22 protein-coding genes are annotated in these 25,777 nt (G+C 67.5%); 3 read left to right on the top strand and 19 right to left on the bottom strand.

All coding sequences use genetic code 11. The features are described 5' to 3' along the window. Positions 1-52 precede the first annotated feature (52 nt). The 13 genes from AC4LGL_RS18425 to AC4LGL_RS18365 form a co-directional block, all read right to left on the bottom strand. On the bottom strand, positions 53-1,432 hold the full coding sequence (locus AC4LGL_RS18425; RefSeq protein ID WP_491840031.1) for a MinD/ParA family ATP-binding protein: 1,380 nt from the start codon (positions 1,430-1,432) through the stop codon (positions 53-55). 131 nt (positions 1,433-1,563) lie between these two features. After that, a complete protein-coding gene (locus AC4LGL_RS18420; RefSeq protein WP_064957546.1) occupies positions 1,564-1,851 on the bottom strand; it encodes a WXG100 family type VII secretion target in 288 nt (95 codons plus the stop codon). Positions 1,852-1,882: 31 nt separating this feature from the next. Then, positions 1,883-2,185: a WXG100 family type VII secretion target gene (locus AC4LGL_RS18415; protein WP_491840030.1), complete on the bottom strand. Its 303-nt coding sequence runs from the start codon at positions 2,183-2,185 to the stop codon at positions 1,883-1,885. A 91-nt stretch (positions 2,186-2,276) separates the two neighbouring features. After that, positions 2,277-3,605, bottom strand: a complete 1,329-nt coding sequence (locus AC4LGL_RS18410) for a PPE family protein (RefSeq protein ID WP_491840029.1) — start codon at positions 3,603-3,605, stop codon at positions 2,277-2,279. Positions 3,606-3,647: 42 nt separating this feature from the next. Next, complete coding sequence (locus tag AC4LGL_RS18405; protein WP_064957543.1) at positions 3,648-3,941, bottom strand: PE family protein; 294 nt, start codon at positions 3,939-3,941, stop codon at positions 3,648-3,650. Positions 3,942-4,121: 180 nt separating this feature from the next. Next, the gene (eccCb, locus tag AC4LGL_RS18400; RefSeq protein WP_491840028.1) at positions 4,122-5,873 is read right to left on the bottom strand and encodes a type VII secretion protein EccCb; all 1,752 of its coding nucleotides are present in this window, start codon (positions 5,871-5,873) and stop codon (positions 4,122-4,124) included. 31 nt (positions 5,874-5,904) lie between these two features. Further along, entirely contained in the window at positions 5,905-8,136 is a 2,232-nt protein-coding gene (eccCa, locus tag AC4LGL_RS18395; RefSeq protein WP_491840027.1) for a type VII secretion protein EccCa, read from the bottom strand. Beyond that, entirely contained in the window at positions 8,133-9,575 is a 1,443-nt protein-coding gene (gene eccB / locus AC4LGL_RS18390) for a type VII secretion protein EccB (protein ID WP_491840026.1), read from the bottom strand. The genes eccCa and eccB overlap by 4 nt, the downstream gene beginning before the upstream one ends. 3 nt (positions 9,576-9,578) lie before the next feature. Then, positions 9,579-11,303 (bottom strand): type VII secretion AAA-ATPase EccA, encoded by a 1,725-nt coding sequence (eccA, locus tag AC4LGL_RS18385; protein ID WP_491840025.1) that lies wholly within the window; start codon positions 11,301-11,303, stop codon positions 9,579-9,581. Then, entirely contained in the window at positions 11,296-11,835 is a 540-nt protein-coding gene (locus AC4LGL_RS18380) for a YbaB/EbfC family DNA-binding protein (protein WP_491840024.1), read from the bottom strand. Before AC4LGL_RS18380 ends, eccA begins: the two co-directional genes overlap by 8 nt. 14 nt (positions 11,836-11,849) lie before the next feature. After that, complete coding sequence (locus tag AC4LGL_RS18375; RefSeq protein WP_491840023.1) at positions 11,850-12,698, bottom strand: ESX secretion-associated protein EspG; 849 nt, start codon at positions 12,696-12,698, stop codon at positions 11,850-11,852. A 14-nt stretch (positions 12,699-12,712) separates the two neighbouring features. Next, complete coding sequence (locus AC4LGL_RS18370) at positions 12,713-13,024, bottom strand: type VII secretion target (protein WP_491840022.1); 312 nt, start codon at positions 13,022-13,024, stop codon at positions 12,713-12,715. Between the two features lie 31 nt (positions 13,025-13,055). Next, positions 13,056-14,636 carry an EspA/EspE family type VII secretion system effector gene (locus AC4LGL_RS18365; RefSeq protein WP_491840021.1) on the bottom strand — a complete coding sequence of 527 codons (1,581 nt, stop codon included), beginning with the start codon at positions 14,634-14,636 and terminating at the stop codon, positions 13,056-13,058. A 392-nt stretch (positions 14,637-15,028) separates the two neighbouring features. Between AC4LGL_RS18365 and AC4LGL_RS18360 the strand changes: the two genes are divergently transcribed. Further along, positions 15,029-16,495: a MinD/ParA family ATP-binding protein gene (locus tag AC4LGL_RS18360; protein ID WP_491840020.1), complete on the top strand. Its 1,467-nt coding sequence runs from the start codon at positions 15,029-15,031 to the stop codon at positions 16,493-16,495. 10 nt (positions 16,496-16,505) lie between these two features. Here the strand turns inward: AC4LGL_RS18360 and AC4LGL_RS18355 are convergent, their stop codons facing one another. Further along, on the bottom strand, positions 16,506-17,297 hold the full coding sequence (locus tag AC4LGL_RS18355; RefSeq protein ID WP_491840019.1) for a transcriptional regulator: 792 nt from the start codon (positions 17,295-17,297) through the stop codon (positions 16,506-16,508). A gap of 386 nt (positions 17,298-17,683) precedes the next feature. Between AC4LGL_RS18355 and AC4LGL_RS18350 the strand changes: the two genes are divergently transcribed. Then, positions 17,684-17,977, top strand: coding sequence for a WhiB family transcriptional regulator (locus tag AC4LGL_RS18350; protein ID WP_491840018.1), 294 nt, complete (start codon positions 17,684-17,686; stop codon positions 17,975-17,977). Between the two features lie 238 nt (positions 17,978-18,215). Here AC4LGL_RS18350 and AC4LGL_RS18345 read toward each other — a convergent pair whose 3' ends face one another. Beyond that, positions 18,216-18,482, bottom strand: coding sequence for a DivIVA domain-containing protein (locus tag AC4LGL_RS18345; RefSeq protein ID WP_491840017.1), 267 nt, complete (start codon positions 18,480-18,482; stop codon positions 18,216-18,218). 45 nt (positions 18,483-18,527) lie between these two features. Between AC4LGL_RS18345 and AC4LGL_RS18340 the strand changes: the two genes are divergently transcribed. Beyond that, positions 18,528-19,496, top strand: coding sequence for a pirin family protein (locus AC4LGL_RS18340; protein ID WP_491840016.1), 969 nt, complete (start codon positions 18,528-18,530; stop codon positions 19,494-19,496). On the opposite strand, the gene AC4LGL_RS18335 is transcribed toward AC4LGL_RS18340, so the two are convergent. The 4 genes from AC4LGL_RS18335 to AC4LGL_RS18320 form a co-directional block, all read right to left on the bottom strand. After that, a complete protein-coding gene (locus AC4LGL_RS18335) occupies positions 19,493-19,996 on the bottom strand; it encodes a pyridoxamine 5'-phosphate oxidase family protein (RefSeq protein WP_491840015.1) in 504 nt (167 codons plus the stop codon). The genes AC4LGL_RS18340 and AC4LGL_RS18335 overlap by 4 nt on opposite strands. Before the next feature lie 83 nt (positions 19,997-20,079). Beyond that, the gene (locus AC4LGL_RS18330; RefSeq protein ID WP_491840014.1) at positions 20,080-21,237 is read right to left on the bottom strand and encodes a hypothetical protein; all 1,158 of its coding nucleotides are present in this window, start codon (positions 21,235-21,237) and stop codon (positions 20,080-20,082) included. Position 21,238: 1 nt separating this feature from the next. Beyond that, positions 21,239-23,704 carry a GAP1-N2 domain-containing protein gene (locus tag AC4LGL_RS18325; RefSeq protein ID WP_491840013.1) on the bottom strand — a complete coding sequence of 822 codons (2,466 nt, stop codon included), beginning with the start codon at positions 23,702-23,704 and terminating at the stop codon, positions 21,239-21,241. After that, positions 23,701-25,722 (bottom strand): SaeA-related protein, encoded by a 2,022-nt coding sequence (locus AC4LGL_RS18320; RefSeq protein ID WP_491840012.1) that lies wholly within the window; start codon positions 25,720-25,722, stop codon positions 23,701-23,703. Before AC4LGL_RS18320 ends, AC4LGL_RS18325 begins: the two co-directional genes overlap by 4 nt. Positions 25,723-25,777: the final 55 nt, after the last annotated feature.

Raw genomic sequence — 25,777 nt, 5'->3', positions numbered from 1 at the left:
GACGATAAATACGCAGTTCAACACGCATTGTGCGCCCACATTGTGTAGTTAACTACTGATAAGCTGTGAACGTGTCGCTGAGCAGCTCGAGCTGAATCTCGGTGCCCGCGGCGATGTGCTTGTCCCACGGCAGCACGACGACCCTGCCCGGAGGTACGTGGCGTTCGAACTGCTGCACCAGATCCTCGACATCCACGTTGGGCTTACCCGGCGTGACGTGGTTGATGACGACACAGGACCGGCCGAGCAGATCCTGGTATCCGTTCTGGCGCAACCAGTCCATCGTGATGGCGGCCTGCCGGGCCCCGTCGATCGAGGCGCTGGCCACGATGACCATGCCCGACACGGTGGACAGCACCCCGCGGGACGCCTTCTGGAACAGACCGGCACCGCAGTCGGCGAGGACGAGGTTGTAGTAGCGCGACACCACCGCGGTGGCGCCTTTCCAGTCGTCGTCGTTGAACTCACGCTGTGCGCCGCTGTAGTCCTCGGACGACAGCACCTCGAGGTTCGCGCCGTTCATGCTCGTGTAGGCGCGAATGTCGTTGTAGCGCGACAGTTCCTGGTCGGCGAGCAGATCGGAGATCGTCGCGGCGGACTGACGCCCGGCCCGGTCGGCCAGGTTGCCGCCGTCGGGGTCGGCGTCGATCGCCAGGATGCGGTCACCACGGACCTTTGCCATGGCCGATCCCAGCGCGACCGTGACCGCGGTCTTGCCGACGCCGCCCTTCAGACCGAACACCCCGATCTGGTAGGAGTCACGGGCATTGCGCCGAATCCGGTTGTGCAGGTCAAGTTCGTAGATCTCATCCGGCGACAGACCGAGGTTGATCCGCGTCGTGAGATAGAGCCAGTGGCGCCATCCGCGCTGGGACGGCATCTTCACGCCGGTCTTCACTCCGACGTGCGACAACGCGTCGATCGCGCGGTGGTTGCCCATCGTGGCGGCCGAGGTGGGTCCGGGCGCGGCGGGAGTCGGGATGGCCTGCCCCGCTCGCCACTGGCCACTGACCTCGGGATCGAGATCGGCGAACTGCGACGGTGCCGGGCCGGGCGCGACGCGCGGCGCCGGGCCGGGCATGGCGCGGGCCTGCTCGTGCCGGGCGCCCTGGCCGAACTGCTGTTGCTGCTGCGGAGCCCGCAGCATGGAGTTCTGCGGCCACTGCGGCGCGCTCGCCGGCGGCTGCGGCATGGGCGCAGGCATCGGCTGCGCCGTCTCCGCGTGCCGAGGCTGCGGCGCTGCCTGAGTCTGGGTGGAGGCCGTGGGGGCCACGGGCACATCCGTGGTACTGGTTTCCCCAACCGGGACCGGCGGTGGCGCCGCTGCCGCGGCGGCCTTCAGGATGGCATCTCTGTCCACGATGGCCGTGGCGTCGTCGACCGGTTTACCCGGTTCCGACGAGTGAAAGAGCCGGTCATAGTCGGCCGACATGGGGACCCCTCAGATAGTGAAAAACAGATGGTTAGATCTTTACACCCAAGCGCAAGTGGTGGGCGGGTTCGGGCCATCGTCAGATGGTCCGAGCACCCGCCCACCAAAGCATGCTTGTTTGCCGCGTAATACTAGGCAAACATCCCCGAGACGCCGGCCTCGGTCTGGGCCATGGTCTGGCCCGCCTCGCTGATGGTCTGCGCGAGGTTCTGCAGCGCCGTGTTCAGCTCGTTGGCAGTGCTGTCCCAACGGGTCTGAACGGCCTGGTAGGCGTCCGAACCCGAGCCACCCCATGCTGCGGCGAGCGAGGCCAGCGAGCCCTTGCCCTCGTCCAGCAGACCGGCGGTGGTGCTGACGGCGCCGTGGATCTCACCGGCTCCGCCTTCGATACCAGCGAAATTCCAAACTTGTTCAGTCATGTGTTTGTCTCCGTTCTTGAGGTCAGTTAGGTCAGATGTTCATCGCCGAGGACAGCGTGCTGGCCTGGTCGTCGTCGGTGCTGGTGTACTGCGTGCCCGAGGTGTGGATGTTGTTCGAGATGTCGTTCAGTTCCTGCATCTGCTTGTTGGCAGCGTCCTGGAACCGCAGCAGTGCGCTCTGAGCGGCGTCGCCCGCGGCACCCCGCATCTGAGCCGCCAGGGCGCCGCCGGTCGAGTCGACCTGCGCCATGACGCTCTTGAGCTCACCGGAGATGCGCTCGAAGTTAGCAGCCTCCTTGGCGAGGACGGCGGCATCTGTATTCATCTGTGCCATGTTGGATTCCCCTTATTTTTCCTTTGTCCTCACCAGAGAAAATTTGGCGAGTCCTCCGGCCGGGTGGCCGGAAAGTCTGTGTGGTGGACGACTACCAGTCGTCGTCCCCGTCTTCGGTTTGGTCGTACGTGAGCGAGGTCGGCGCGATCAATCCGTCCTTGGTGCCGCCGCTCTTCTCTTCGTTGTTCTTGGCGGCGTGCACCGGTGCCCCGCCACCTCCGCCGGCACCGCTACCCACCGGCGCCACCGGACCCGCGCCGCCCGCAGCCATCGCGGACACGGCAGGCTTGGCCTCGCCGCTGATGCCCAACATGCTGGACAACAGCGCCGTGCGCGGCGGAGATCCGAGAGCGCCAGGCAACGACGCCGCACGCACCAGGCCCGCGCCCGAGCTCGGGCCGGTACCGCCTGTCAGCGGATGGTTCGAGAACGGCGTCGCCCCCATCAGCCCGACCTGCATACCCTTGTCGCTGCCGCCCATGCTGGTGAACTGACTGACCATCTGGGTGACCTGCTGCAGCGGCTGGGTGAACATCTGCATCTGGCTCTGGACCATCTGCGGGATCTGCCCCGCAAGCTGACCACCCTGCTGCGCCATCTGCATGACCATCTGCATGCCCTGCTGCATGGGGTTCTTCTGGGACGGATCCTGCTTCTGCTGCGCCGCGCTCTCACCCTTGTTCGCTGTCCCGGCCCCCAGCTGCTCGGCGTGGTTGACCCACGCCCCGGTGCGCCCCGCAGTCAACGCCACCGACTCGATCGTCGCCTTCACGGCGACGCCCTCCATGATCGCGTTGCGCATCATGCCCTCGGCGGCCCGCGGTGCCGTCGAGGCGAGCGCTGCCGCCGCGGTCGTCTCTCCGACCCCGGGCAACACGATCGGCGTCATCGGCATGATCGGCTCGAACAGCAGGTTGACGGTGGTTGCGGCGTGGTAGGCCTCCATCGCATCGGCGGCCTGATTCCACATCCTGACCCAGTAATCCATCTCATTCACGGCGATCGGCACGGTGTTGATACCGAGGAAATTCGTCGCGTTGAGCGTTGCAGTGGTGACGTGATTCTGCTCGATCTCAGGTATCGGCGGCGTCGTCGTCAGAGCCAGGGTGTACGAACTCGCCTGGGCGCCGGCCTGCAGGGCGCGTTTCTGCGCCTGCATGGCCATCGTCCGCAGCCACAGAATCATCGGCATCGTCGCGGAGACCGCACGCTCGCTCGCCGCGCCACTCCACACCGAGGTCAGGTTGGCAAGCGCGCCTGCGAGTTCGTCGGCTTGGGTCTCCAACAGGATCGCCAGGCCTTCCCAACCCGTCGCGGCCTGCAGCATCGGTGCCGGACCGGCCCCGACCATCAACCGCGCGGTGTTCACCTCTGGAGGCAGCGCAAACCAGGTCGGTGGGACGGGCGGAACCGCAACCATTACCAGATGACCCTATCTGAAGACGAATTTGCCGACGAGCTGCTAGAGCGTGGTGGCCTGAGCCGCGTCGACCGCGTTGTAGATGCCCGCGATCTCCGCGTAGGCCGCACCCGCGCGGGTCAGCTCCTCCTGGGCGAACGAGTTCGCCGCAAGCGCCTCGACACCCTCGCTGGCGAAGGCCATCGCCGCCAAGGCCGAGACCTCGTCAGCACCGGCCGGAACCAGCGCGGTGACAGCGGCGGTAGCGGTGGTGCCACCGGCCAGACCACGGGCCGCGTTTGCGATCACCTGTGCCGCAACACCTTCGGCACCCGGGTTGTGCATCAACGGTTCCATTTGCTTACTCCCCTGTTTCGATTACAAATAACCAGGGACAAGCACTCAAGGCCGGCCTGGCATGAAGTTTGCCAAGCCGCCAAGGAATCTGTCCCCCGATCCCTTTGCTGGCGGGCCGCCGCCAGCGTTGCTGAGTGCGTTGGATAAATACTAACTGCCCTTTCGAGGTGGTGAGAACACTTATTCCGCGGGCGGGTCCACATAGGACGCCTGAATAACCTCCTTGCCGTCCGGCGCGACCATAAATGCCTGGCCAGGCGGCCTTTTCTTGACGATGATCTCCCGCGACGGGAAATCGTTCTTCTCGCCGGACAGGAACAACGTCGGCGAACCGGCGCCGAACGCAGCACCCACGAACTTGTCCATCGTGGCCCGGTGCGCCAGGCTCATCTGGCACGTCACGATGATGTGCAGGCCGATGTCGGCCGCCGCCGGCAGCAACGCACTCAACGGCGCCATCGGCGACACCATGCCCGCAGCGGCGGTGATCATGTGCCAGTCGTCGACCAGCAGCACGATGTCCGGACCGCTCCACCAGGACCGCGACCGCAACTGTGCGGTGGTCAGATCCGCCGGTGGCAGCCGCTTCTTCAAGTTGGTGGCCAGCGCCTTGATCGACTCTTCCAGCGATGCGCTGTTGCGGTTGATCGCGCCGGCGGCCAGCAGATGCGACTCGGGCACCGCGTCGAGCAGGCCCGATCGGTAGTCAGCCAGCATGAACCGCACCTGGTCGGGACTGTTGCGACTGCAGATCGCCTTGGCCACCGCATGTGCGATGGTGGTCTTCCCCGACTTCGGAGCGCCGAAGATCAGCAAATGCGGCGTCATGTTCATCTGGTTGTAGGCGACCGCGAGGTCGGACTCGCGCAGCCCCAACGGCACCTGCCAGCGGGTCCGGTAGTCGGAGTCGGGTCCGGGCGGATTCGGGTCGAGCTGATGGAGGTAGATCTTCTCCGGGAGCACCCGCACCTGCGGCGCCTGGTCGGTGTAGCGCGAGGCCACTTCCTGTACGCCGGCCGAGATGGCATCGACGATGTTGGCGGCGCTGTGCACGCCGTCCAGCCGGGGCACCCCGATCATCAGGTGGTGCTTCTCGAGGGAGACGGCACGGCCCGGTCGGTTGGCCGGGATGTCCCGGGTGATCCGGTCGATCTGGGTCTCGTTGACGTCACCCAGGCGGAACTCCACCTTGACGCCCAGATAGTCACGCACCCTCGATTTGAGCTCGGTCCAGCGCGGGGTCGAGATGATGACGTGCACGCCGTACGCCAGGCCCTGACCGGCCAGGTCCTGCACCGCCGCTTCCAGATCGGGGAACTCGGCCACGAACGCCGGCCAGCCGTCGATCACGAGGAAGACGTCGCCGAACGGATCCTGGGCAGCGGGGTTGTTCGGATCCTCCCGCATCTCACGGTAGGACGAAATCGAGCCCACGCGGTATTGCTTGAACACCTGCTCGCGTGCCCTGAGCACGGCTTTGACCTCGGCCACGACCCGGTTGACCCGGTCCGGTTCGGCACGGGTGGCGACGCCACCCACATGCGGCAGGTCTTCCATGTACATCAAGCCACCGCCACCGAGGTCGATGCAGTAGAACTGCACCTGCCGCGGCGTATGGGTCGCCGCGGCCGACAGCATCAAGGTCTGCAGGAATGTCGACTTGCCGGTCTGCGGGGCACCACCGATTGCGATGTTGCCGCCGGCCGCCGAGACGTCGATACCCCAGATGTCCTGCCGATGCCGGCGCGGCTCATCCATGATCCCCAGCGCGAAGCGCAGTGGCTGACGCTGGTAATCACGCTCGACCAGCTCGTTGACCGGGGTCGGATCAGTCAGCGGCGGCAGCCACATCTTGTAGGCGCGGCTCTCACCGGTGCCCAACTGGCCGAGGACGACCTCGCGCAGCACCCTCGGTTCGGCATCTGTACTCATACGCGATCCGCCTCCGGCTCCTCGCTGGCCCTCATGAACTGGCCGCCGTATCGAAGATCGGTGTCGTCGTGAACTGGTGAATCCGCACCCGGGCCTGTCGCTTCGACCGCGGTTTGGCCTCACCGTCGGCCGACTCCTCGACCTCGGGCACGTAGTTGGCCCCGGTGTAGAGGGTGCTGAACTTCACCGGATCCTCCATGCCCACCCGCAGGAAGCCCACACCGCTCTCCTTGTTGGTGATGTACTGCGCCTCGGGCGTACCGATCACCGCCTTGGACTCGGCAGAACTGGTGGTACGCAAGGCAATTCGGTACGTCAGGTTCGGCTCGAGCTTGTCGATCCGGACGCCGCCGGTGTTCAGCGACTGGGTGGCCAGCAGCAGGTGCACGCGCAGCGACCGGCCGACGCGGCAGATGCGGTCGAACAGCTGGATGAAGTCCGGGTGGTTCTGCAGGAGCTCGGCGAACTCGTCCACCACCACGAACAGCGTCGGCAACGGTGGCAGGTCCGCACCACGCTCGCGGTGCTTCTCGTACTCGGCCACGCCGGACAACGCACCCGCGGCGCCCACCTGCATACCGGCCTGACGCAGAATCTGCTGGCGCCGGTCGAGTTCACCGGTGAGCACCTCGCCCATACGGCCGACCAGCTCGGCTTCCTCTTCCATGTTGGTGACGACGGCCGCGGTGTGCGGCAGCTTCTCCATACCCAGGAAGGTCGAACCGCCCTTGAAGTCGGTGAGCAGCAGGTTGATCTGGTCGGGGTGGTGGGTGGCCACCAGCGACAGGATCATGGTGCGCAGGAACTCCGACTTACCCGAGCCGGTGGTTCCGATGAGCATGCCGTGCGGGCCGGCACCGAACTCGGCGCCCTCCTTGATGTCCAGCTTCATCACCTCGCCGGACTTGAGCTCGTGCCCGAACGGGATCTTGAGCCGGTCGCGGTCGGTGTCGGTGAACATCCGCCAGCGCGCCGGGGTCACCTCTTCGACCGACTTGGCGCCCACCAGGTGGTGCCATTCCTTGGACACCTTCTTCTGCACCCGGACGTTCTTGTCGATGATCGTTCCGGTGATCGACCAGCCGGCCAGCTTGCGGGCGATCCGGCCCGCCTGCGCCGGAGTCATCCGGTCGACGACCCGGGTGACCTCGCGGTAGTTCTGGTTCGGCAACTTGTCGTCGGCCGTCCCGTCCGCGTCGACCCGCAACCGGTACGCCGAACCCCGGTGATTGCCGAGCGTGAGCACGGTGACCCCGGCCCGGCCGTCGACGGGGAAACCGGCCTTGCCGCCGGTCAGGTCCACCACGATGACGTACGGGCCGCCGGGCGCGGCGTCGGCGCTGTGCGGACCGCGCGCGGTCAGATCGCTCAGGCCGTCGGGGCGGGTGTAGACCAGCCGGGTGGGCCCGGCCGCATCGGTGTCGGTCTGGTGCTGGGTGTGCGGCAGCCACTTGAGCCACGACCACTTCGGGTCTTCCGGATTGTCCGTGAGCACCCGGATCTGCAACAGGTCCGGCGGATGGAACACCGCCAGATGACAGATCATCGCGGTCAGCATCGCCGAGGCGCCGTCGATGTCGCCGCCCACAGCGATCGTCGGAAATGTCCGCAGCTGAACAAGTTTCGGGCAATCGTGGATCAGTCCGTGGGTGCGCAGGAACTTGGTCACCCACATGTGGCTGACCGGCTCCAGGTGCGGCTGCGGCGCACCCTGCGGACCCGCCAGCTCACCGCTGGTGTTCGGCTTGAGCAGCCGGTCCACCGCGATCTCGGCGCCTATGCCGATCCGCGTTGCGGCATAGAAGTCGGAGTTGGCCTGACGCGACCACTGGCGATGCGTACCGATGATCGACAACAGATCGTCGGGATGCGGTGCGTGATAACCGAAGAACGAGACCTGCGCCGACGCCGACGACGTCACGCGGGTGCGCAGGCCGGCCAGGTACCGCAGGTACTCCTTGCGGTCGGCATTGATCTCGGGGACCTTCTTGCCACCGGAGCCGCCGGCACCCATCATGCCGACGGTGCCCATGATCATCATCAACGGCATCATCAGCATGTACGGCGACAGCTGACGCACACCGGTGAAGATCATGATCGCGATCATGCCGAGCATGCAGCCGCCCATGACCCAGGGCATGGCCTTCTGCATGCCCGACGGCGGGATCTCGATACCGAGGTCATCCGGTGCGGCGACGTTGATCTCGCCCGGTGTCAGCCGTGGCCCCCGCTTGACGGTCGGGGTGAACTTCTTGGTTGTCATGAGCCTTGCTTGCTTTCCACTTTGCGCGGATGGGGGTCGGCAGGCAGCGTGTCGTGCTCAAGCAACGCCGCGTCCTTCGACAACACCGGGCCCTCCACCAGCAGCCCGACGACCTGCCACGGTGCGTTCACCGCACCGGACAAGCCCAGATTCTTCGCCGCATCGTCGTTGGCGATGCCGTACCGCACTCCTTGCGGATCGATGTAATACAGGCTCTCGCCCACCCGGGGATCCGGCGACTGCAGCCGCACGAACTGACCGCCTTCGATGTACACCGTTGCGTCACCGCCGATCTGGTCGATTCCGGTGCCGACCGCCGACGACGGGATCGGCAGCCGACGGCCGGCGATCACGGTGGTCTTGGGCGCCTGATCGCCCGGCTCCCGCTGCCAGGCCCAGCACAGCACCGGGGCGTCCTGACGCAGCAGCACCTCGAGCGGCTTGTCCGGCAACGGCGACCCGTAGACCTGCTCGGCGATCTTGGCGACCACACTGGCCTCGACCGACGGCGGCTGCAACAGCCCGTAGGAATTCGTGGCGCGCAACGCCGCGGCGGTGGTGGGGTTGACCCGGGCCACCCCGTCCGGCAGCACCACATAGTGCTGCGGGTCTGATTCGGTGGCCGTCTGGAAGACCGAGCCGATCACCAGATTCTCCGGCAGGCCAACGGTATTCGGCGCGCCTGCGGCCCCGATCGCCGGAAGCTGCCAGGGGCCCCGGTTGGCCAGTGCGTTGAACAACCCCTCGGAGACCGGGGTGGCCTTCGCGGTCACCGGGATGCCCACGGCCGAGCTGATCGCCCGGTCCGACAGGTCGATGCTGTGCCTGCCGTCCTCGGTGACCAGCCAGTTCCCCCCCTGGAAGGACACCAGCATGCCCTGATTCGGGCGCATCGGGCCGACCCCGGTGTCGGTTGCCAGCGACCTGATCAGGACGGAGGACTCCACCTTGGGCGCCGAGCTATCGGGCTTGGCCACGGTGTCGCACAACGTCCACCGCGAGGCAGGTGCGCCGATCGGGGTGGCGTACGGCGCACCGGGAATACCGATCGGCTGTCCCTTGGGCAACCGGTTCAGCTCCTCGGACTTCACCGCGGACGGGGTACCGGCATTACCGAGTGCCAACCGCGCCGAGGTCAGGTTGTACACCGGGCGAAGCAGATTGCTGCCGGGCAGCATCACGTACAGCTGATTGGTGGTGCGGTCCACCAACAACTGGTCACTGCTCTGCTTGCCCAACGGCTTGAAGTACGCCATCAGCCCCGCGCCGAGACAAATCAGCACCGAGACGACGACACCGGCGAACACCGCCCGGCTGTAGAACTGCAGCGGATCGTCGAACATCCGGGTATCGCGGCGCACGATCGCGTGCTCGACGCGGCGCAGCAGAAAACGCCAGCCGCTGACCTGGACCTTGGTGGTGAGCCGGAAACCTGCCATCGCTTATTCGCCGACATTCAGGCGGCTGTGCACCGCCGCGATCGCCGTTGACATGTCGTCCCCGTTGACCTCACTGAGCTGTTCGACACCCAGGCCCTCGAAGTCCAGCGAGCGGGACAGCCGCATGTCGCGGTTCTGCTCACCGGCCTCCACCAACTGCCGTGCGTAGCGACCGTTACCTGCGATGTCGAGTGCCGGCTTGTTGTTGAGCGTGCGCTGGCTCAACAACGAGGCCGCCTCGTTGACCCGCTTGCAGGCGTCATCGTCGAGCCACGAATCATTCGACTTGGCAATGACTTTGGCGATCTCGACGATGTCGTCGGGCGAGTACGAGTCGAACTCGATCCGGGTGGCGAACCGGGACCGCAGACCGTCGTTGGCCTCCAACAGGCGGTCGATGTCGTTGCTGTAGCCGGCGATGATGACCACCAGGCGGTCGCGGTCGTTCTCCATCCGGGCCAACAGGGTGTCCAGCGCCTCGGTACCGAACGGGTCGGCGCGGCCGTCGCGCTCCTGCACCAGGGTGTAGGCCTCGTCGATGAACAGCACACCACCCAGGGCGCGATCGATCGTCTTGGCCGTCTTGACCGCCGACTGGCCTTCGTACTCCGCGACGAAATCCTTACGCGAGGTTTCGATCAGCTTCGGCTCGGCGATCACCCCGAGGCCGGCCAGGATGTTGGCGACCACGCGCGCGATCGTCGTCTTACCCGTACCGGGCGGACCCGCGAAGATCATGTGCTTGGAGGTCTGGGCCACCTTCATGCCGCGCGCGGCCCGGATCCGGGCCATCTGCGTCGCCGCCCGGTAGGCCTCGATCTGCTCCTTGACCCGGCTCAGACCGATCTGCTTGTCCAGTTCGGCCTGCGCCTCGGCGAGCAGCTTGTCCCTCCCCGAGGTATCGGCCACCACGCTGGACGGATCCCACGGATCGGTGCGGGCAGCGATCTTCTCAGCAGTCGTGGTCTCCAGCCGGTAGGCCGGATCACGCAGTGCTGCAGTGACTTTGGGCTCAGGGAAGTTCGCCTGCAGCCATTCCAGGAGAACCTGGGCTGATTCCTCGTTGCCCTGGTAACGCCGCGCCATCGCCAGGTACCAGGCGATTGCCGGTGCGCATGCCTGGCCGGCCGGTGTGTCATTGGCCTCGGTGAGCCTGCGGTCGGCCTCGGTGAACAGTCCAAGGTTAGCCGCCGCGACACCATGCGCCACACCAGCGGCCGCGCCAAGGAACTTGTCTGGCCACTGGTCGGCGCCGCGTACCTGGTCGATCACATCGGTCCAGCGTTGGGCCGCACCGTAGATGACCGCCTTGACCCAGGCCACCAGATGGTCGGACCCGCCGGCCGGGGCATCTTCCAAGGCCTCCATCGCGTCGGCGTAGTTACCCTCGGCAGCCTCCTGCACGGCGAAACCAAGGGTGATCGCCAGCGGCGAGTTGATCGGGTAGGAGATGTCCTTCCCGTAGATGCCGCCGATCGGCACCCGCGCGCCGACACCGTTCATCGAGATCTCGGCGGTACCGGCCAGCTGCCCGAAGTTCGAGCGTGAATACCAGGCCCGGAACAGCGTCACCCGGTCGCTGTCACCACAGCGGATCCGACCCACCCAGGCGTCACAGGCGGTTTCGTCGTAATTGGTTATCTCGGTGAATATCTCGAGCGATCGGGCCGGCGAGCCGGACAGCATGCCCACCGCGCTACCGAACATTCCAGCAAGGTGGTCAGCCATCGTCGCCTCCATAGCGGTTCGAAAAGACCTGGGACCGAGCATCATCGGCCTGCTCGGGCGTAGGTAGATCCAGGTCACGGGTCAGAAAGTCGCGGGTCGCCGCGTCGTCGTGTCCATGCTCCCGCATTCCCGCGAGCATGAACGAGTACTGGGCGGACTTGGCCTGTTGAGCAGCCAGGCCCGCGATCACCAGGATCTCCTCGGCGAGATCCTGTTCGGACAGATTGGTGACTTTCGGTGCCAACTCGATCTGATGGACCCGGCCATCCATGAATGCCGTCACCGTGACGGTTTCGGGCGGATTGGTGACGGTGAACAGCGGCACCGTGAGTGTCTCGTCGTCCACGCCGGACACGTCCGCGAAACCGTCACCCAATACCGCATCGTCGTGCGGCACGACGTCGTCGTAGGTCCCGAGCGCATCGAGGGCCGTTGCGTTCGAACCGTCGTCCGAGTACGAGAAATCCAGCGCCGCGAGCTCGTCATAGTCGCCTTCGTCGTCGTCCGGAGAATGTGGCGGAAAGTCACCCACCGTGGCGGCCTCTTTCAGTACGCGTAGGAGCTTTCCGGATCAGACTTGTCGAACCACGAACCCGAGGGCAGGAATTCGATCAAACCGTCCAACGCCCGCTGCAGGTTGTCCTTGGTCCCAGTCAGGAAGCTGCCGTAGAGCTCCCCGTTGACCCTGCGCGGAATGGACACGATGCGTCCCTGCTTCGAGTCCAGCACACCCGCGGCCACGTCGACCTGGGAGGTGGTGCCGCCCGGATTGCGCTCGGACACCACCAGCTCCACCCAGCTCTCGGGCTCGGAGATGATGTTGGCGTAGACCCGAGCCGAGGTCGGCGGGATCCCGTAGCCGGTCAGCTCGTCGGCGGTTCGGCAATTGGCGAGCGTCGCCGCGACACCGGTCAACGGCTCGACGCTGGCCGGTTGGCCTTCGCCGAGCACAGTGGTCACCATGCCGGCCAGACCCACCTGTGCGGCCACTCGCTGCAGTACCAGCATGTCGTTGTCGCGGGCCGCGACCACGTGCCGGCCACCCTTGCGGCACACCACGAACCGGATCATCTTGCCGCCCAGGTCGCGACGCCACCAGCGCCCCTCCAGGGTGCGCTCGGGCCGGCTCAGCGTGTCGAGCATCGCGGCCACCTCGGGATGCGGGGTGCCGAACACGTCCAGCACGCCCTGGGCCGTGAGGTCACGGGCCACCTGCTCCCACACCGTCTTGCGCAGATCGGGCTGCGGAATGTTCAACCGGATTCCCATCGAAGGCGGGAAATCGGTCAGCCCCAGCTTGTCGGCGACCACCAGGATCCCGTCGATGGTCAGCTCGACCCCGACGACATCGTCGATGGCCGCGGTGTTCGCGTCAGCGCCAAAAGAATTTGTCATCCGTCGCTCCGCCTCTACCGAATGGATCCATGGAGGGCACCGGACATCGTCGAATCCGTCCGGTCGTATCCGCCCGCTGCGCGGGATAGTTTCGACCCGAGGTCTCGCGACACACTGGCCAAACCCGTGCCCGCGGTCCGACGCGCGTTGACCGCGCGCGCAATGGCCGCAGCCGACGCCGACGAAATCGGGCCATGCGTCAGACGCACCGCGGTGTCGACCCCTTCGACCACACCGGTAGCCACAGTCAGGCTGGTCGCAGCCTGACCTTGTTTGGCCGATAGCTCGTGCAAATGAGCGGTGGCAACCCGCAAATCACCCGCCATGAAATTCCCCTCGATCCCTGTCCCCGAATTCTTACCTGTCGATCACGGCCGCAGATCCGGGTACACCGCGATCTAATGTAGCCGCCGCTGCCACATGCAGCTGGCCCTGCTCGAAATCCGCCCCGACATGCACCGGAGCCTGCCCCGCCGCAGCGCCGCCGGCGGCCGTGGCTTCCAGGTCGGGAGGCAGTGTCTTGGCGGGCGAATCCTTCGCGCCGGCGGCCGGCGGATCGGCCGGCCCACCCGCAGAATCCGGGCCAGGCAGGCCACCGGCCTCGCCCTTTTCGGCCTCACCCAGCTGCTCCTCGCCGTCCTCGTCGTCCTGCTTGCGGTCCTCGTCGGGTTCGTCGTCCTCGTCCCGATCGTCGTCCCGGCCGTCCCGCTCGTCGGCGTCGGTATTTCCCGACGCCTGGTCGAGCTGCGCGGCGTCGGCAGCGGGGCCACCTGCCTGCCCGGCCGCCTGACTCGCCATCTGCGCCGCCTGGGTCCCGGCCTGCGTGGCAGCCTGCGCCGCCTGGGTGAACCCGGCGAGTATTCCGCTGAGCGGGCTCACCAGCGAGCCCAGGATCCCGCCGAGAGCGCCGGCCGCGCTTGCCGCCGCATCGGATGGCGGGCTGCCCGCACCCGGCATGCCGGTGGGCATCGACGGCGAGGAAGCCGACGGCATCCCTGCCCCACCGCCCGACGGAGCAGCACTACCGCCGCCCGACGGGATGTCTCCGCCGCCGCCCGACGGGACCTCACTGTCTGACAGAACATCGTCGCTAGCAGTCAGGACGGCCGGATCCGCGGCCTCGGGGTCCGGCGGCCCGGTGGGCACCTGAGAATCGTCGGGCAGCGGCTCGAACTCCGCGCCGGCTGCGGTGGTGCCGCCGGCCAAGGTCTCGTACCGGGCAGCCGCGGTCTGCAATACGGCCGCGTTCTCATCGATCTGGCCGCACAGAGTTCTGAGATCGTCGTTCGAGTCGCCGACTGCCTTGGCCACCATCGCGAACTCGGCCGTCATCTGGGCCGCCGTCCCGAAACCCGGAACGATTCCCGCACTCGTGGTGAGCAGACTCATCGCGCCCAGCCAGTCGGAGTGTCCGTCGAGGCTGTCGCGGGTGGCCGCGATCTGGCCGGCCTCGGTACACAGCACCCCGGCCACCATGGTGTCCAACCCGGACATCGTCTGGACCCGGCCAACCTGTTCGGTGTTGCGGCCCGCGTAGGCGCTGGCCCCGCTGCTGTCCCAGCTGTCGTCGGGGAAGGCCGACACGAGCACCTGCCCGACCGCGCCCATCTGGTCGGCCCCCTCACCGAAACGATGTCCGTCCTCCGGATCGCCGACTCCGGTGCTGTGCTTCATCGACTCGATGGTCTGCTGGCCGGCGGCCAGGACCGGCGACCGGGCGGCTCGGATCAGCCGGCCGCCGATCTGCGACGCGAAGAAGTTGGCGGTCTTCTGGCTGAGGTCGACCATCTGGCCGCCGAACGTGGATACCTGCTCGAGTTCGGAGCCGACGGTGTTGCGGACGATGAACTCTCCGACCTTCGCGGCACGCTCGGTCCACTTCAGATTGTTTTCGAGCACGCCTTTGCCGAGATCGGCAATATCCCCCAACAGTCCCATACCCCGTGTCCCCTTCGCCGGAACAGAGATTACCAGCGCATTCGACCCGGTCGGTGCACCAATTTCGGGCTCGCGACAGCCCCGGGACGACGGCCCTCGAACCCCCTCCGACCACCACCTATTGCAGTTGAACGGTCGTTTTCGTAGAAGCATCCGAGGGGTTACGCCGCACGACGGGGCGGCCTCTCACGGGTGCCGCCGCAAGAGCCTTTCGGGGTGCCGCCGGAGGTAGCACCCGGCCTCGCCGCGACCGGCTTCGGGATTTGCCATCCAAATTTGCTGCGCCGTCAGTTCAACCGGAATACGGACGGATCCTGCAAGCCGGACGGGTTGTGGTCGATACTTGAGCACGGTCAAAGTTCCCTTGTGTGAGTTCCGGAGGAGATTCAGGCGTGCCCGACCCCGACGACACCTTGCGTAGAGAGCTCGGCTGGACGGGTCCGGAGGAATCACACTTCGAACCCGACACCAGGCCGACCCGCCGCAAGCCACCAGAGCCGCCGCCCTCGATACCCGGGCGGCCCCCGGTGGATTTCGTGCCGTCGAAGGCTCCCGCCGGCTCCGATGATTCCGGCACGTCGCAAGTCGTACCCGTCGACCGCGACGCCGAGCGCGCCCGCAACACGTTCCGGGAGGCTCCTCCCGCGCCCCCGACCCCGCCGCAACAACAGGCACCTCCTCCTCCGCCGCCACCACCCGCACCGCCGCAACCGCCGCACGACACCCATCAGGCCCCGCCCCGGCCGGATGCCTGGGAGCAGGGTCCGCCCGGCTGGCAGCTTCCGTCGCAGCGTCCTCCCGGCCCCGGGGGTCCGCCGCATCCGCCGTACGGACCACCGCCCGGTCAACCCTGGCCCGCCGAAGGCGGATTCGCACCGGATCCGGGTGCGCCCGCGCCCGGTGTGCCGCCCCTGCCGACCGGCTCCTACGCGGACCGCATCCGGGTCAACGACCTGGTTCCGCCGAAGCGTCAGCCACCGGGCAGCGGTTGGCGCTTGTTCGTCTATCGGGCCACGTTCGGGCTGATCAATCCCGGCCCGTCGCCCGAAGATCTCCGGGTCGCCGAGCTGGAGACCAAGATCAAGGGGCTCCTGCGCGGCCACTACAAGGTCGGGGTGATGGGCAAGGGCGGGGTCGGCAAGACCACCGTCTCGGCGAGCGTCGGATCGATCTTCGCCCAGTTGCGCCAAGACGATCGCGTCGTGGCCATCGACGCCGACACCTCGTTCGGCAAGCTCGGCAGCCGCGTCGATCCCCAGGCCCAGAGCTCGTACTGGGAGCTGGCCAACGACAAACACCTGGACTCGTTCGCCGACGTCCGCAGCCGGGTCGGCACCAACGCGGCGGGGTTGTTCGTCCTGGCGGGCGAGGGCACCCCGGCCCGCCGCCGCGTGCTCGACGCCGCCATCTACCGCGAGGCGACCACCCGGCTCGACAAGCATTTCTCGATCTCGGTGGTGGACTGCAGCTCGACGATGGACTCACCGGTGACCCAGGAGGTGCTGCGCGATCTCGACGGCTTGATCGTGGTGTCCTCCCCGTGGGTCGACGGCGCGGCGACTGCCGGACAGACGCTGGACTGGCTGGCCGCCCATGAGATGACGGACCTGCTGCAGCGCACCGTCGTGGTGCTCAACGACTCCGACGGCCACGCCGACAAGCGCACGCGGACGATCCTGGCCGGACAGTTCTCGGGTCAGGGGCAGCGGGTGATCGAAGTGCCGTTCGACGGGCATCTACGTCCCGGTGGTGTTGTCGATCCGCGGGAGATGTCGATGCCGACCCGTCGCCGGTTCCTGGAGATCGCCGCGGCGCTCGCCGAGCACTTCCCGACCCACGACGAGCGGCGGGACCGCTAGCCGGGCCTGCTCAGCGCATCGCGCCGATCAGCGCCTCCAGAGCGTGGACTGCGGGGGCATCGACCGGATACTCGGCCTCGGCGCGCGCCACGATGTCTTCGGAAACGCCGGCGGCCGTTGCGGTCTCACTGATCGTGAGATTCGACTGCCGACGGGCGGCATACAGGCGCTGCCCGAGCGTGGCGCCGGGCGCGGTGGCGGCCAGGGTGGTCAGCTCGTCAATCTGGCGCCGCACCGCACTGAGTGCTTTGATCAGCGCCGGGGTCACCATGCTGAGCCGCGCCGCGCGGGCAGCGACCGCCTCGAGCTGACGCAGGTCGGCGAGTACTGACGTGACCCGCGGGGTGAACTCCGGGTCCCCGACGGCGGGCAACGTGGCGATCGTCGACTCGAGGGTGTTCACCGCGGTGAGGACCGCCTGGGCGATCAGCGGTACCTCGTCACTGGCCGGCGGTGTGGTCGTCAACGGCACGGCCGCGGGTAGCGCGGTGACAACTGTCGGCGGCTCGATGTGTGCCGGAGCGGGCATCGCCGGATCGGGTACCGGCCCACCCTGTCGGAGCCGGGCGATGGTGCCCGGCGGCCAGCGCAAGACCTCTTCGAGCTTGAGCCGGGTGCGCTCGCGGGGCCAGCTGCGGCCCTTCTCGAACGCGATGAGCGCTCCGGCGTTGATGATTCCGTCGGCGGCGAGGCTGCGCTGGCTGATGTCCAGTTCGCGGCGCCTGGCAGCGGCTGCAGCACCAGCGCGGATGAGTCCGACATCGAACTCGCCCGTGGCGAGATCGTACTCAGCGTCGGTCATACGGGGCTGTTTCCTCGCCAATGTGCTCAGCCTCAGCCAAGTGCTGAAGCGGTTGCCGGGACCCCTCAATCCTAACCCCAGACTGCAGCACCGCTACGCATTGGGTTTTTCGCATTCGTAGCAAACAACCCCGACGCTACGGCTTCGCGGCAGGACAAACCGCAGCCCTGCTACGGGTACACAGAGGTACCTGTCGAGGTTCTGACGTGCACTTTTAGATCTATATCGACTTTCCGCTGGTGGTTCACCATCGTTACCAATGCAAGTTTCCGTAGCGTTGCACCGCTGCGGTTTGAACAAAACTGTTGCATCGCTACGGTTCTTGCTATAGCGTTCCCCTCAACGCGGTACACACCGCAACAAAAGTCCTAAACAGGAGCAGCAGCATGAACGCACTCATGGCCAACGGCATCCCGCTCGGCGTGTGCACCAGTGACCCGGAGCGGTGGACCTCCACCCCCGACGATCAGGCGAAGGTCATCTGCCGGGAATGCCCGCGGCGCTGGCTGTGCGCACGCGAGGCCTGCGAACTGCCCCGCGCGGAAGGACTTTGGGCCGGCATCATGGTTCCCGAGGCTGGCCGTGGCCGCAGCTTCGCGCTCAAGCAGCTGCGATCGCTGGCAGAGCGCAACGGCTACCCGGTGCGCAAGCTCGGCCTGGTTTTCCACGAAGCCGCCTGATCCCGCTCGGCAACACGGTCTTCACCAGATCTTTTTTCTGGCCTTCTCGCTGCCGATTCGAGGGGACGGCAGGGCGAGGGCGAGTTTCCACTGGGGGAGGAATAGGGGCCCGGGGTGTGTCGTTACACCCGCAGACGGTGCCGGGCATTGCCCCGGGCCCCACACCAGAAACGTCGCTTCGAGCGACCACGCGCCGCGAGGCGCAGTGACGGCACCGTCCCCCAACTTCTCTCTCCCGTTACCGCTCGAGCGTGACGACCACCGCGTCGAGCAGACTGTCCACCTCGTCCTCGTCGTAGCCGCGCTGAAACATCGGCGGCTTCGGGAACACGATGTTGCGGACATCATCGGCACCCAGGTGCCCGCGGCCGTCGAGCCTGCGGGCCACCAACGCCAGAAAGTCGTCAACCGACTTCTTGTCGTAGCCCCGCTTACCCAGCGGCGGCTTCGAAAATTCGGTGCTGCGAACATCTTCGGCAGTCAATCCCCCGGTCATGCCGGTCATGCTAACCGCGCACCGAGGCCGCCGGACGCGGTTACCGTGAGGTTCATGAGCAACACCGACACGGCGCCCGCCGAAGTCACGTGCACCAACTCGGAGTTCACCGGGGTGCTGCATCCGCGGGAGGTGCCGCTGGGCGGGCCGCGCGCACTGCTGGTCCGGCGCACGCTGCCGCAACGTGACCGGTCGATGATCGGCGCCTGGTGTTTCGCCGACCATTACGGGCCGCACGACGTACGAGCCGCGGGCCGAGGCATGGACGTAGCGCCCCATCCCCATACCGGGTTGCAAACCGTGAGTTGGCTTTTCGAGGGCCTGATCGAGCACCGCGACAGCGCCGGGGTCCACGCCATGGTCCGCCCGGGTGAACTCAACCTGATGACGGCCGGTGCCGGGATCTGCCACTCGGAGGTCTCGACGCCGGAAACGACGATCCTGCACGGCGTCCAGCTGTGGGTGGCGCTGCCCGATGCCGCCCGCGACACCGGCCGCGACTTCGCGCACTACACGCCTCCGCCGCAGACCGTCGGCGGCGCCACCATCCGGGTGTTCCTCGGCGAACTCGAGCAATCGCAGTCACCGGTGCACACCTTCACGCCGCTGCTGGGCGCCCAGATCGACCTCGACCCGGGCGCCGAGTTGACGCTCGACGTCGATCCGGCCTTCGAACACGGCGTGCTCCTGGACCAAGGCGCGATCGAGGTGTGCGGGACCACGCTGGCAGTCGCCGATCTGGGATACCAGGCCCCGGGGCGTACACAGCTTCACCTGACCAACCGTGACAGCGGCCCGGCCCGCGCGGTTCTGCTCGGCGGACCGCCGTTCACCGAGGAACTGGTGATGTGGTGGAACTTCGTCGGCCGCAGCCACGACGACATCGCGACCTACCGCGAACTGTGGCAGGCCAACGATGCCCGCTTCGGCGACGTCCGGGGCTATGTCGGCAACATCGCGCGGTTACCCGCGCCGCCCCTGCCGAACGGACGGCTCAAGCCCCGGCCGCGCCCCTCGAGCTAGGCGTTCAGATACTGGGCCGTGCTGCCCCCCACCGGCATCTCGGGCAGCCCGAGCTTGCGGTGGTCCCAGCTGCGCAGCCGGCTGGGAACGACCCGCACCGCGATGCGGTTGTTCATCATCTGGTCGACGAACGGGCGCATCTCCTCGGTGTAGGGACCGGTGTAGCGCTCCCACACGCTGATACCCACGCGCAGAATGGTTTCCGGATCGTCGACGATCTCCGCGGTGCCGTCTATCGACACCCCACGCAGCGTGTTGTAGGTGTCGCCGTCCTCGATCATCGTCGTGATCGTGGGATCCCGACGCAGGTTGACCGCCTTCTGCGACTTGGCTTTCGTCTCGAACCAGATCTCACCGTCGAGCACCGCGTACCACATGGCGACCAGGTGCGGTCGGCCGCTGGGCAGCACGGTGGCCATCGTCGCGGTTCGGCTGCGCTCGATGAATTCGGCGATCTCATCGTCACTCATGACGATCTTCGTGCGCTCGTTCTTGCCCACCTGTCACCTCTCTGATCGGTCAGCCCACCATAGCCACGGCCCCACCGGCCCCCGCGAACGCGGTCGGTAACCCGACCGGCCGCCTACAGCACGCCGAACTGTGAGGTCACCCACCGCACCGGGTCCACACACCGGAATGGGGCAATACCCCTGGCGTGCAGCCGATTTCCGGTTGGCGGATGCCCGAGCGCCGACACCGCGAAGTACCGGGTGGCCAGCCGCGCTCCGGCCGACGGGTTCTCCACGGCTGACACGATCGAGCCGCCGTGCAGACGGGCCAGCAGGCTGCGCACCTCCTGATCGAGCAGTTGGCCGTCGACATCGTCGTACTGCTTGCCGTCGGAGGTGTCCCGCAGGAAAGCCGCTCCCCCGTTGGACATGACCAACGCCCATTCCGAACCCTGCACGTCACGCAGGGCCCGCAGCACGTCGAACTTGGACAGGATCACCGCCAGCTTGGGCTGACCGGGATTGACTGCCACCAGCAGATTGCCCAGGACCGAGCGCGGCTCCCCGCCGCTGAACGGCTGCGGCGGCAGGAGATCCTGCAGTTGGTCACGGATGGCCTTGACCCGCAGCGGGTCGAACATGAAGAACACCGCGTCGGCGTGGCCGAAGAACTGGAAGGGCGGCGCGCGCAGGTCACCGTTCTCCAGGTCCTCGCCCGCCACGTCGCGCAGTACCAGGAACCGGCGCACACCGTGCCAGATCCCGATCGAAAACACCAGGGGTTCACGCTGATTCGGAGCTTGGGTGTGCACCGTCGGGGTGGGAGGGAGCAGGCCCCGCTGCACATACAGCGGGCCTTCGTAGTTGGTGGCGTAGTTCTGGGCAGTGGCCCGGGTGACCGGTTCCAACACCACACCGAACCGCTCGCAGAGCAATTCCAGCTGCTTGATCAGCACGGCGATGTAAAGGCTCTTGCCCGTCGCCCGCGCACCGGCCAGCGCGATGCAGATGGCGTGGCCCTCCCGGAAACCCTCGGGGAGGGTGAAATGGCAGACCGGGCAGATCTCCACAGCGGGCCCCTGCAACGCCCGGTTCGCCTCGGACACCGGAGGCGGCGGACCGTTGTACCCGGGAGATCGGGTCCAGGTGTACAGCGGCCCACAATCGGCGGGCGCGCCCACGTAGGTCGAGGCGACATCGTCGCGGTACCGGGTGCCGCCGGCCTGGGCCGGCAGGGTCCACAGATGGTTGTTGGGACTCAGCTGGGTGAAGCAACGCGGGCACTTGCTCATGTCAGCCCCGGCTCCCCCTCAGTCGTTCCGCCAGCGACGGATTCGCACCCCGCCGCGTCATCAGCCTGTCCACCATCTTCCGGTACCCGCGCATCGTCCCCTCAGAGGAATCACCCGACAACTGCGCCATCAACACCACCACGGATTCCGCGTCGGCGCCGCCCATCGTGGCAGCCACCTTTCCGGCCAACACGCCCGCGAGCTGCTCGACCGGGTCAGGGGCATAGGCGGCGGACTCCGCTGCCGCGTTGCGCAACAGACTGAGCGCCACCACCGTCACCGGCGCCAACTGGCCGCCGTCGACCAACGGTAGTACCCGGGCCACTGCCTGTGCGCCGCAACCGCTTTCAGCGGCCAAAGCGTTACAGGCCTGCGGATAGGGCTGGCCGGCGAGCACACCCAACAGCGCGAACGCCAGCAGCCGCACCGAGAAATCCGGGTGGACGGTCTGCGGTTCCACCTCGGCCAGCACCTGATCCCACAGCGGCGAGTACGCGCTCTGGTGGGTATGCAGGTACCGCTGCTGCAACCAGTTCCGCGGCTCGATGTGGCGGACCGCTGCGCAGGCCACCACCACGCCGTCGCCGTCGTCGTTGTCGTCGATCACCTTGCCGGCCAGCTGTTGCAGTGCCGCCGAGTCCGCGGCACCGAGAAGTGTGCGCACCGCGGCCCGGCCCGGCAGCTTGTCGGTACCGACCGCGAGCAGGAGATCCCGCGGATTCCAGACCGAGGCCGCCACGGTGGCCTCAAAGCTGTCCGGATCGGTGGTCCGCAGCCACCACAACTGCGCGCCGGCATCACCCGGATGCCGCGCTCCGCTCCGACGCGACCGGAGCCCGCGCAGGGCGGCGCGGATCCACACCGAATCCCAGGACTGGGCAGCGGAGAGTTCAGCCGGCTCGGGCACCGGGCCGGCCTCGGCCAGCCAGTCCAGCACGTCGTCGCCGATGACGCTGCCCTCGGCGTCGCCGTCGCGCAGCAACCAGGTGCCCAACGCCAGCCGCTCGGCGCCGCCGATCACCCCGCGCACCCGCGGATCGGCCAGACCGGGCAGCACACCGTCGGTCAGGGCGACCTGGAGTCGGTCATCTACAACCCCGGCCCGCAACAGCAGATCGACGACCCGTAGCAACCGGTCGGCGCCGTGCTGCCTGCCGCGGTCCAGCGCCGGTCCGATGGCCGCCCGCAACGACGAAGGTGTTGGTTTCCCGTGAAACGTTCTCGGCCCCAACGGGATTGGTCCGTCCTGCGCCATCCAGGCGTCGTCGACGATGGCCCGGGCGAAGTAGGTGGCATCGGCGTACGTCGCTCCGGCACCCTCCGGCAGTTCGTGCCGCGCCCGCCAGGCGTCGGCGGTGGTGACGCCCACCACAGCGGCGAGCACGTCGGCGATGATGTAGGCCGCGGCGGAGCCGACCAGTGCACCCGCCGGGGAATGCGCGGCGATCACCTCATGGGCCTCGGCCTGCGCGTCGGCGAACTCCGGGTTCCCGGCCACCGCCATCGCGATCGGCCAGGCCGGATGCAGCCCGTCATCGCGCACCTGGCTGGAATACGTGTCGATGTCATCGAGGGCACCGCGGGCCGACGCCACATCGAGCAGCACCACCTGCGCCATCACCGACCACCGGGTCACCTCGATCCGGTGCCCGCCCGCGGTGCGGTGCGGATCTCCGCCGAGCTCACCGAGCGACACGGTCTCGGATTCGCTGATCACCACCATGCCGGGTTCGACCGCGGAAAGGTCATCGAACGGCACCGCGCTCAGCACCTGGCCGTTGTGCGGCGCGACCTGCTCGGCACGGTCGAAGGTGGAGAAGCTCAGCCTCGCCGCGGTGCCCGGCGACATCAGGAAACTCACCAGACCGATCCACTGTGCCGCCGCATCCGGGGACTGCACACCGAGCACCACCGGCGGCCCGCCCGCGAGCGCCGCGGCCACCGCATCGAGGAGCGCGAACAGCGTGGCCAGCCGCCAGGTGGTGGTGTCCAGCGCGAACGCCACCACGCTGTCCTTGGTCACCGAGCTGCCCAGCTCCGGCAGGGTCGCCGGGAGTTCGGCACGGGCCACCGCGGCGGCGCCGTAAGGCTGCAGCCAGTGCGGTGACCGCCACCGTTCGATGGCCCGGCAGCGCGGGTGGGTGTCGGGCGCGCGGTCCAACAGCACGTGGGCGAACACGTTGCCCGGCCGGCCCGTACTGTCCGAGCCCGCCGGGAAGGTATGCCAGTACCCCGCGCCGCCGGGGACATCGCGGTACGCCAGCCGGCGCGGGCCCAGCTCGAGCTGCTCGGGGGTCGGGAAATCGGGCGTCTGGTCCACCGGCCGGAAGACCGTGTGGACACCGGCCATCAATGCCTGGGTCTCGGCGGGCGTGAGCCCACCGGTCGTTTCCTTGACCTGCCAGCCGCCGACGGTCCCGACGGCATCGAACGACGTGTAGGCGAGCTGGCCGTAGCGCGACGTCATAACACCGTCGCGGTGAGCTGCAAGGTCGGCGACGGCGGGTCCAACAGTGCGACGGTGCGCAACTGGAGTGGGTCGGTGATATTGAGGAAAAGCCGGATCCAGCCGTGCAGACCACTGACGTTGGCGGCCCACAGTTCGCCGGCTCCTGACGCCGTCGCCGCCGTCCAGCGCAGGTACTTGGACGGATGATCCGCCAGCTGGCCCTGCGCATCCAGCGGAGCGACGTCGACGGGCTGACCGTCATGCACACTCAACGGCATCCGCTGCGGATTGTTGACCAGAACGAACGCCGGCGAGCCCGGCACTTCGTACTCCGACCGCACGGCGACGGTGGCCGTCGTGGGGAACCCGCCGGGATCGCGACCGATCCGCACCGCGTACTGCAACCTCAACATGCCCGCGTACTCGATGCTGGCCACCGGCCCGGTCACCCTTCGGCCGCCGGAGAACGCCACCGGCGCGAGGTGCAGTGAACATCCGCCCACCGGGAGCGCACCGGTCAGGTGCATGCCACCGTACTTCTCGTAGTCCTCCAGGGAGATCTCGAAGGATCTGCCGGTCAGGCCGGACCGAGGGTCGTGACCCTTGGGCGCGAGAGTCACCACCACACCGGCCGCGCCGGCCGGCCATTCGAATGTCAGCACCTGCTTGTTGCAGTACTCGACGAGTTCGACTTCGCGGATGGTTCCGGTGTGTACCGCCGATACCGTGCGGCCGAGGACCGCCCGCCCGGCCAGGATCGTCACCGGCGTGACATAGGCCCGGCTCCACCCCTGGGGCCACGGCACCCCGGTCATCAGGGTGCGGGTGCTGCCGTCTGGTTGTGCCTGGTTGGCCGCCGGCTGCCGCAGGCGTAGGTCCGGCGCCAGCCCCACCTGCTCGAGGGCGTTCTCGGGAAGTTCGGTGGACACACTCCCCGCGCTCGGACCGGTCTGGCTGAGATAGATCGCGACCTCTGCTCCGGGAGCCGCCCAGGACACGTCGAACGACTCACCGTCGAAGGCGGTGTCCACCGAGATGTCGGTGACCGCGGCGAGCACCGCAGACACCTCCACGTCGGCGTCGACGGCTTCCGACAGCTGCACGCCCCCGTCGACGTCCACCGCGCACCGCACCCGGTAGCGGTAACGCATACCTCGGGCCGCCCCGGAGTCGACGAAACCGGTCCGGTGCTCGCCGTCGGCCAGGATCCGGTAGCGGGACTCGTCGATCGCGGGTGCGTCAGCCTCCTCGAGCGGGATGCGGTGCACGTGCACGGCGCTCGTCGCGGGCGGTGACGTCCACTTCCCGATCACCAGGCCGCTGTCCTCGCGGATGGACACATCACCGGGCGGTGCGACGAACACCCCACTGGCGTAGAGCACCGGCCGGGTGCTCAGGGCGTCCGCGCGGGACGTGCCGGTGATGACCCAGACCTGGTAGTAGCGCACGGGCCCGGTCAACGGCCGGTCGTCGCTGGCCGCCGACAACGGCGTCGCGGCGACGAGGTCAGCGTTCTCCGATGATCGGGGCGCCCGGTCCTCGGCGCTGACCACCCGGTACAGCACCACTCCCCCGTTGGCCTGATAATCCGGCCAACTCAATTCGACGACGCCGGGGCGGGACTCGCCGTGGCGGAAGGCAATCGGGTGCACGTCACCGGCCGTCGACGGCTGCTGCTTGTCGGGGGCCCGGGTCTCCAACTCGGCCAGTACCCGGGCCATCTCTTCGGCATGTTCTGCCACCGAACCGGGCAACATCTCGCGGATCTGCTCGACATCGGTGCGCCCCGACCGGAGCACGAGCCGCAGATGGGCTTCCTTAAAACTGCGCGCTGCGACCGCGCCGGAATCGACCAGTTGCTGACGCCAGGCCAGCAACGGCGCCAGCCGGGGATCCGCGTCGTCGGGATCGTCGACGGGATACAGATCGGGCATCAGAACACCAAATCCCCGCCGGACATGAGCGCTACGCGTCACGTGCTCCGGCAGCTCGAACAGCGCGAACTCCTGAGGTGCCGGGCCCACACTGGCCGACACACCCAGAAACGCTACCGCAGCAGCGGCCTGGTCACTGCCACATGGTGGGCCGGGC

Source organism: Mycolicibacterium arcueilense, assembly GCF_058536225.1.
This window is presented reverse-complemented; position numbering and strand designations above follow the sequence as displayed.

Bases quoted from the DNA above. Each gene is read 5' to 3' on its own strand.
- AC4LGL_RS18425 (WP_491840031.1), bottom strand. From the start codon at position 1,432: ATGTCGGCCGACTATGACCGGCTCTTTCACTCGTCGGAACCGGGTAAA.
- AC4LGL_RS18420 (WP_064957546.1), bottom strand. From the start codon at position 1,851: ATGACTGAACAAGTTTGGAATTTCGCTGGTATCGAAGGCGGAGCCGGT.
- AC4LGL_RS18415 (WP_491840030.1), bottom strand. From the start codon at position 2,185: ATGGCACAGATGAATACAGATGCCGCCGTCCTCGCCAAGGAGGCTGCT.
- AC4LGL_RS18410 (WP_491840029.1), bottom strand. From the start codon at position 3,605: ATGGTTGCGGTTCCGCCCGTCCCACCGACCTGGTTTGCGCTGCCTCCA.
- AC4LGL_RS18405 (WP_064957543.1), bottom strand. From the start codon at position 3,941: ATGGAACCGTTGATGCACAACCCGGGTGCCGAAGGTGTTGCGGCACAG.
- eccCb (WP_491840028.1), bottom strand. From the start codon at position 5,873: ATGAGTACAGATGCCGAACCGAGGGTGCTGCGCGAGGTCGTCCTCGGC.
- eccCa (WP_491840027.1), bottom strand. From the start codon at position 8,136: ATGACAACCAAGAAGTTCACCCCGACCGTCAAGCGGGGGCCACGGCTG.
- eccB (WP_491840026.1), bottom strand. From the start codon at position 9,575: ATGGCAGGTTTCCGGCTCACCACCAAGGTCCAGGTCAGCGGCTGGCGT.
- eccA (WP_491840025.1), bottom strand. From the start codon at position 11,303: ATGGCTGACCACCTTGCTGGAATGTTCGGTAGCGCGGTGGGCATGCTG.
- AC4LGL_RS18375 (WP_491840023.1), bottom strand. From the start codon at position 12,698: ATGACAAATTCTTTTGGCGCTGACGCGAACACCGCGGCCATCGACGAT.
- AC4LGL_RS18370 (WP_491840022.1), bottom strand. From the start codon at position 13,024: ATGGCGGGTGATTTGCGGGTTGCCACCGCTCATTTGCACGAGCTATCG.
- AC4LGL_RS18365 (WP_491840021.1), bottom strand. From the start codon at position 14,636: ATGGGACTGTTGGGGGATATTGCCGATCTCGGCAAAGGCGTGCTCGAA.
- AC4LGL_RS18355 (WP_491840019.1), bottom strand. From the start codon at position 17,297: ATGACCGACGCTGAGTACGATCTCGCCACGGGCGAGTTCGATGTCGGA.
- AC4LGL_RS18350 (WP_491840018.1), top strand. From the start codon at position 17,684: ATGAACGCACTCATGGCCAACGGCATCCCGCTCGGCGTGTGCACCAGT.
- AC4LGL_RS18345 (WP_491840017.1), bottom strand. From the start codon at position 18,482: ATGACCGGCATGACCGGGGGATTGACTGCCGAAGATGTTCGCAGCACC.
- AC4LGL_RS18340 (WP_491840016.1), top strand. From the start codon at position 18,528: ATGAGCAACACCGACACGGCGCCCGCCGAAGTCACGTGCACCAACTCG.
- AC4LGL_RS18330 (WP_491840014.1), bottom strand. From the start codon at position 21,237: ATGAGCAAGTGCCCGCGTTGCTTCACCCAGCTGAGTCCCAACAACCAT.
- AC4LGL_RS18325 (WP_491840013.1), bottom strand. From the start codon at position 23,704: ATGACGTCGCGCTACGGCCAGCTCGCCTACACGTCGTTCGATGCCGTC.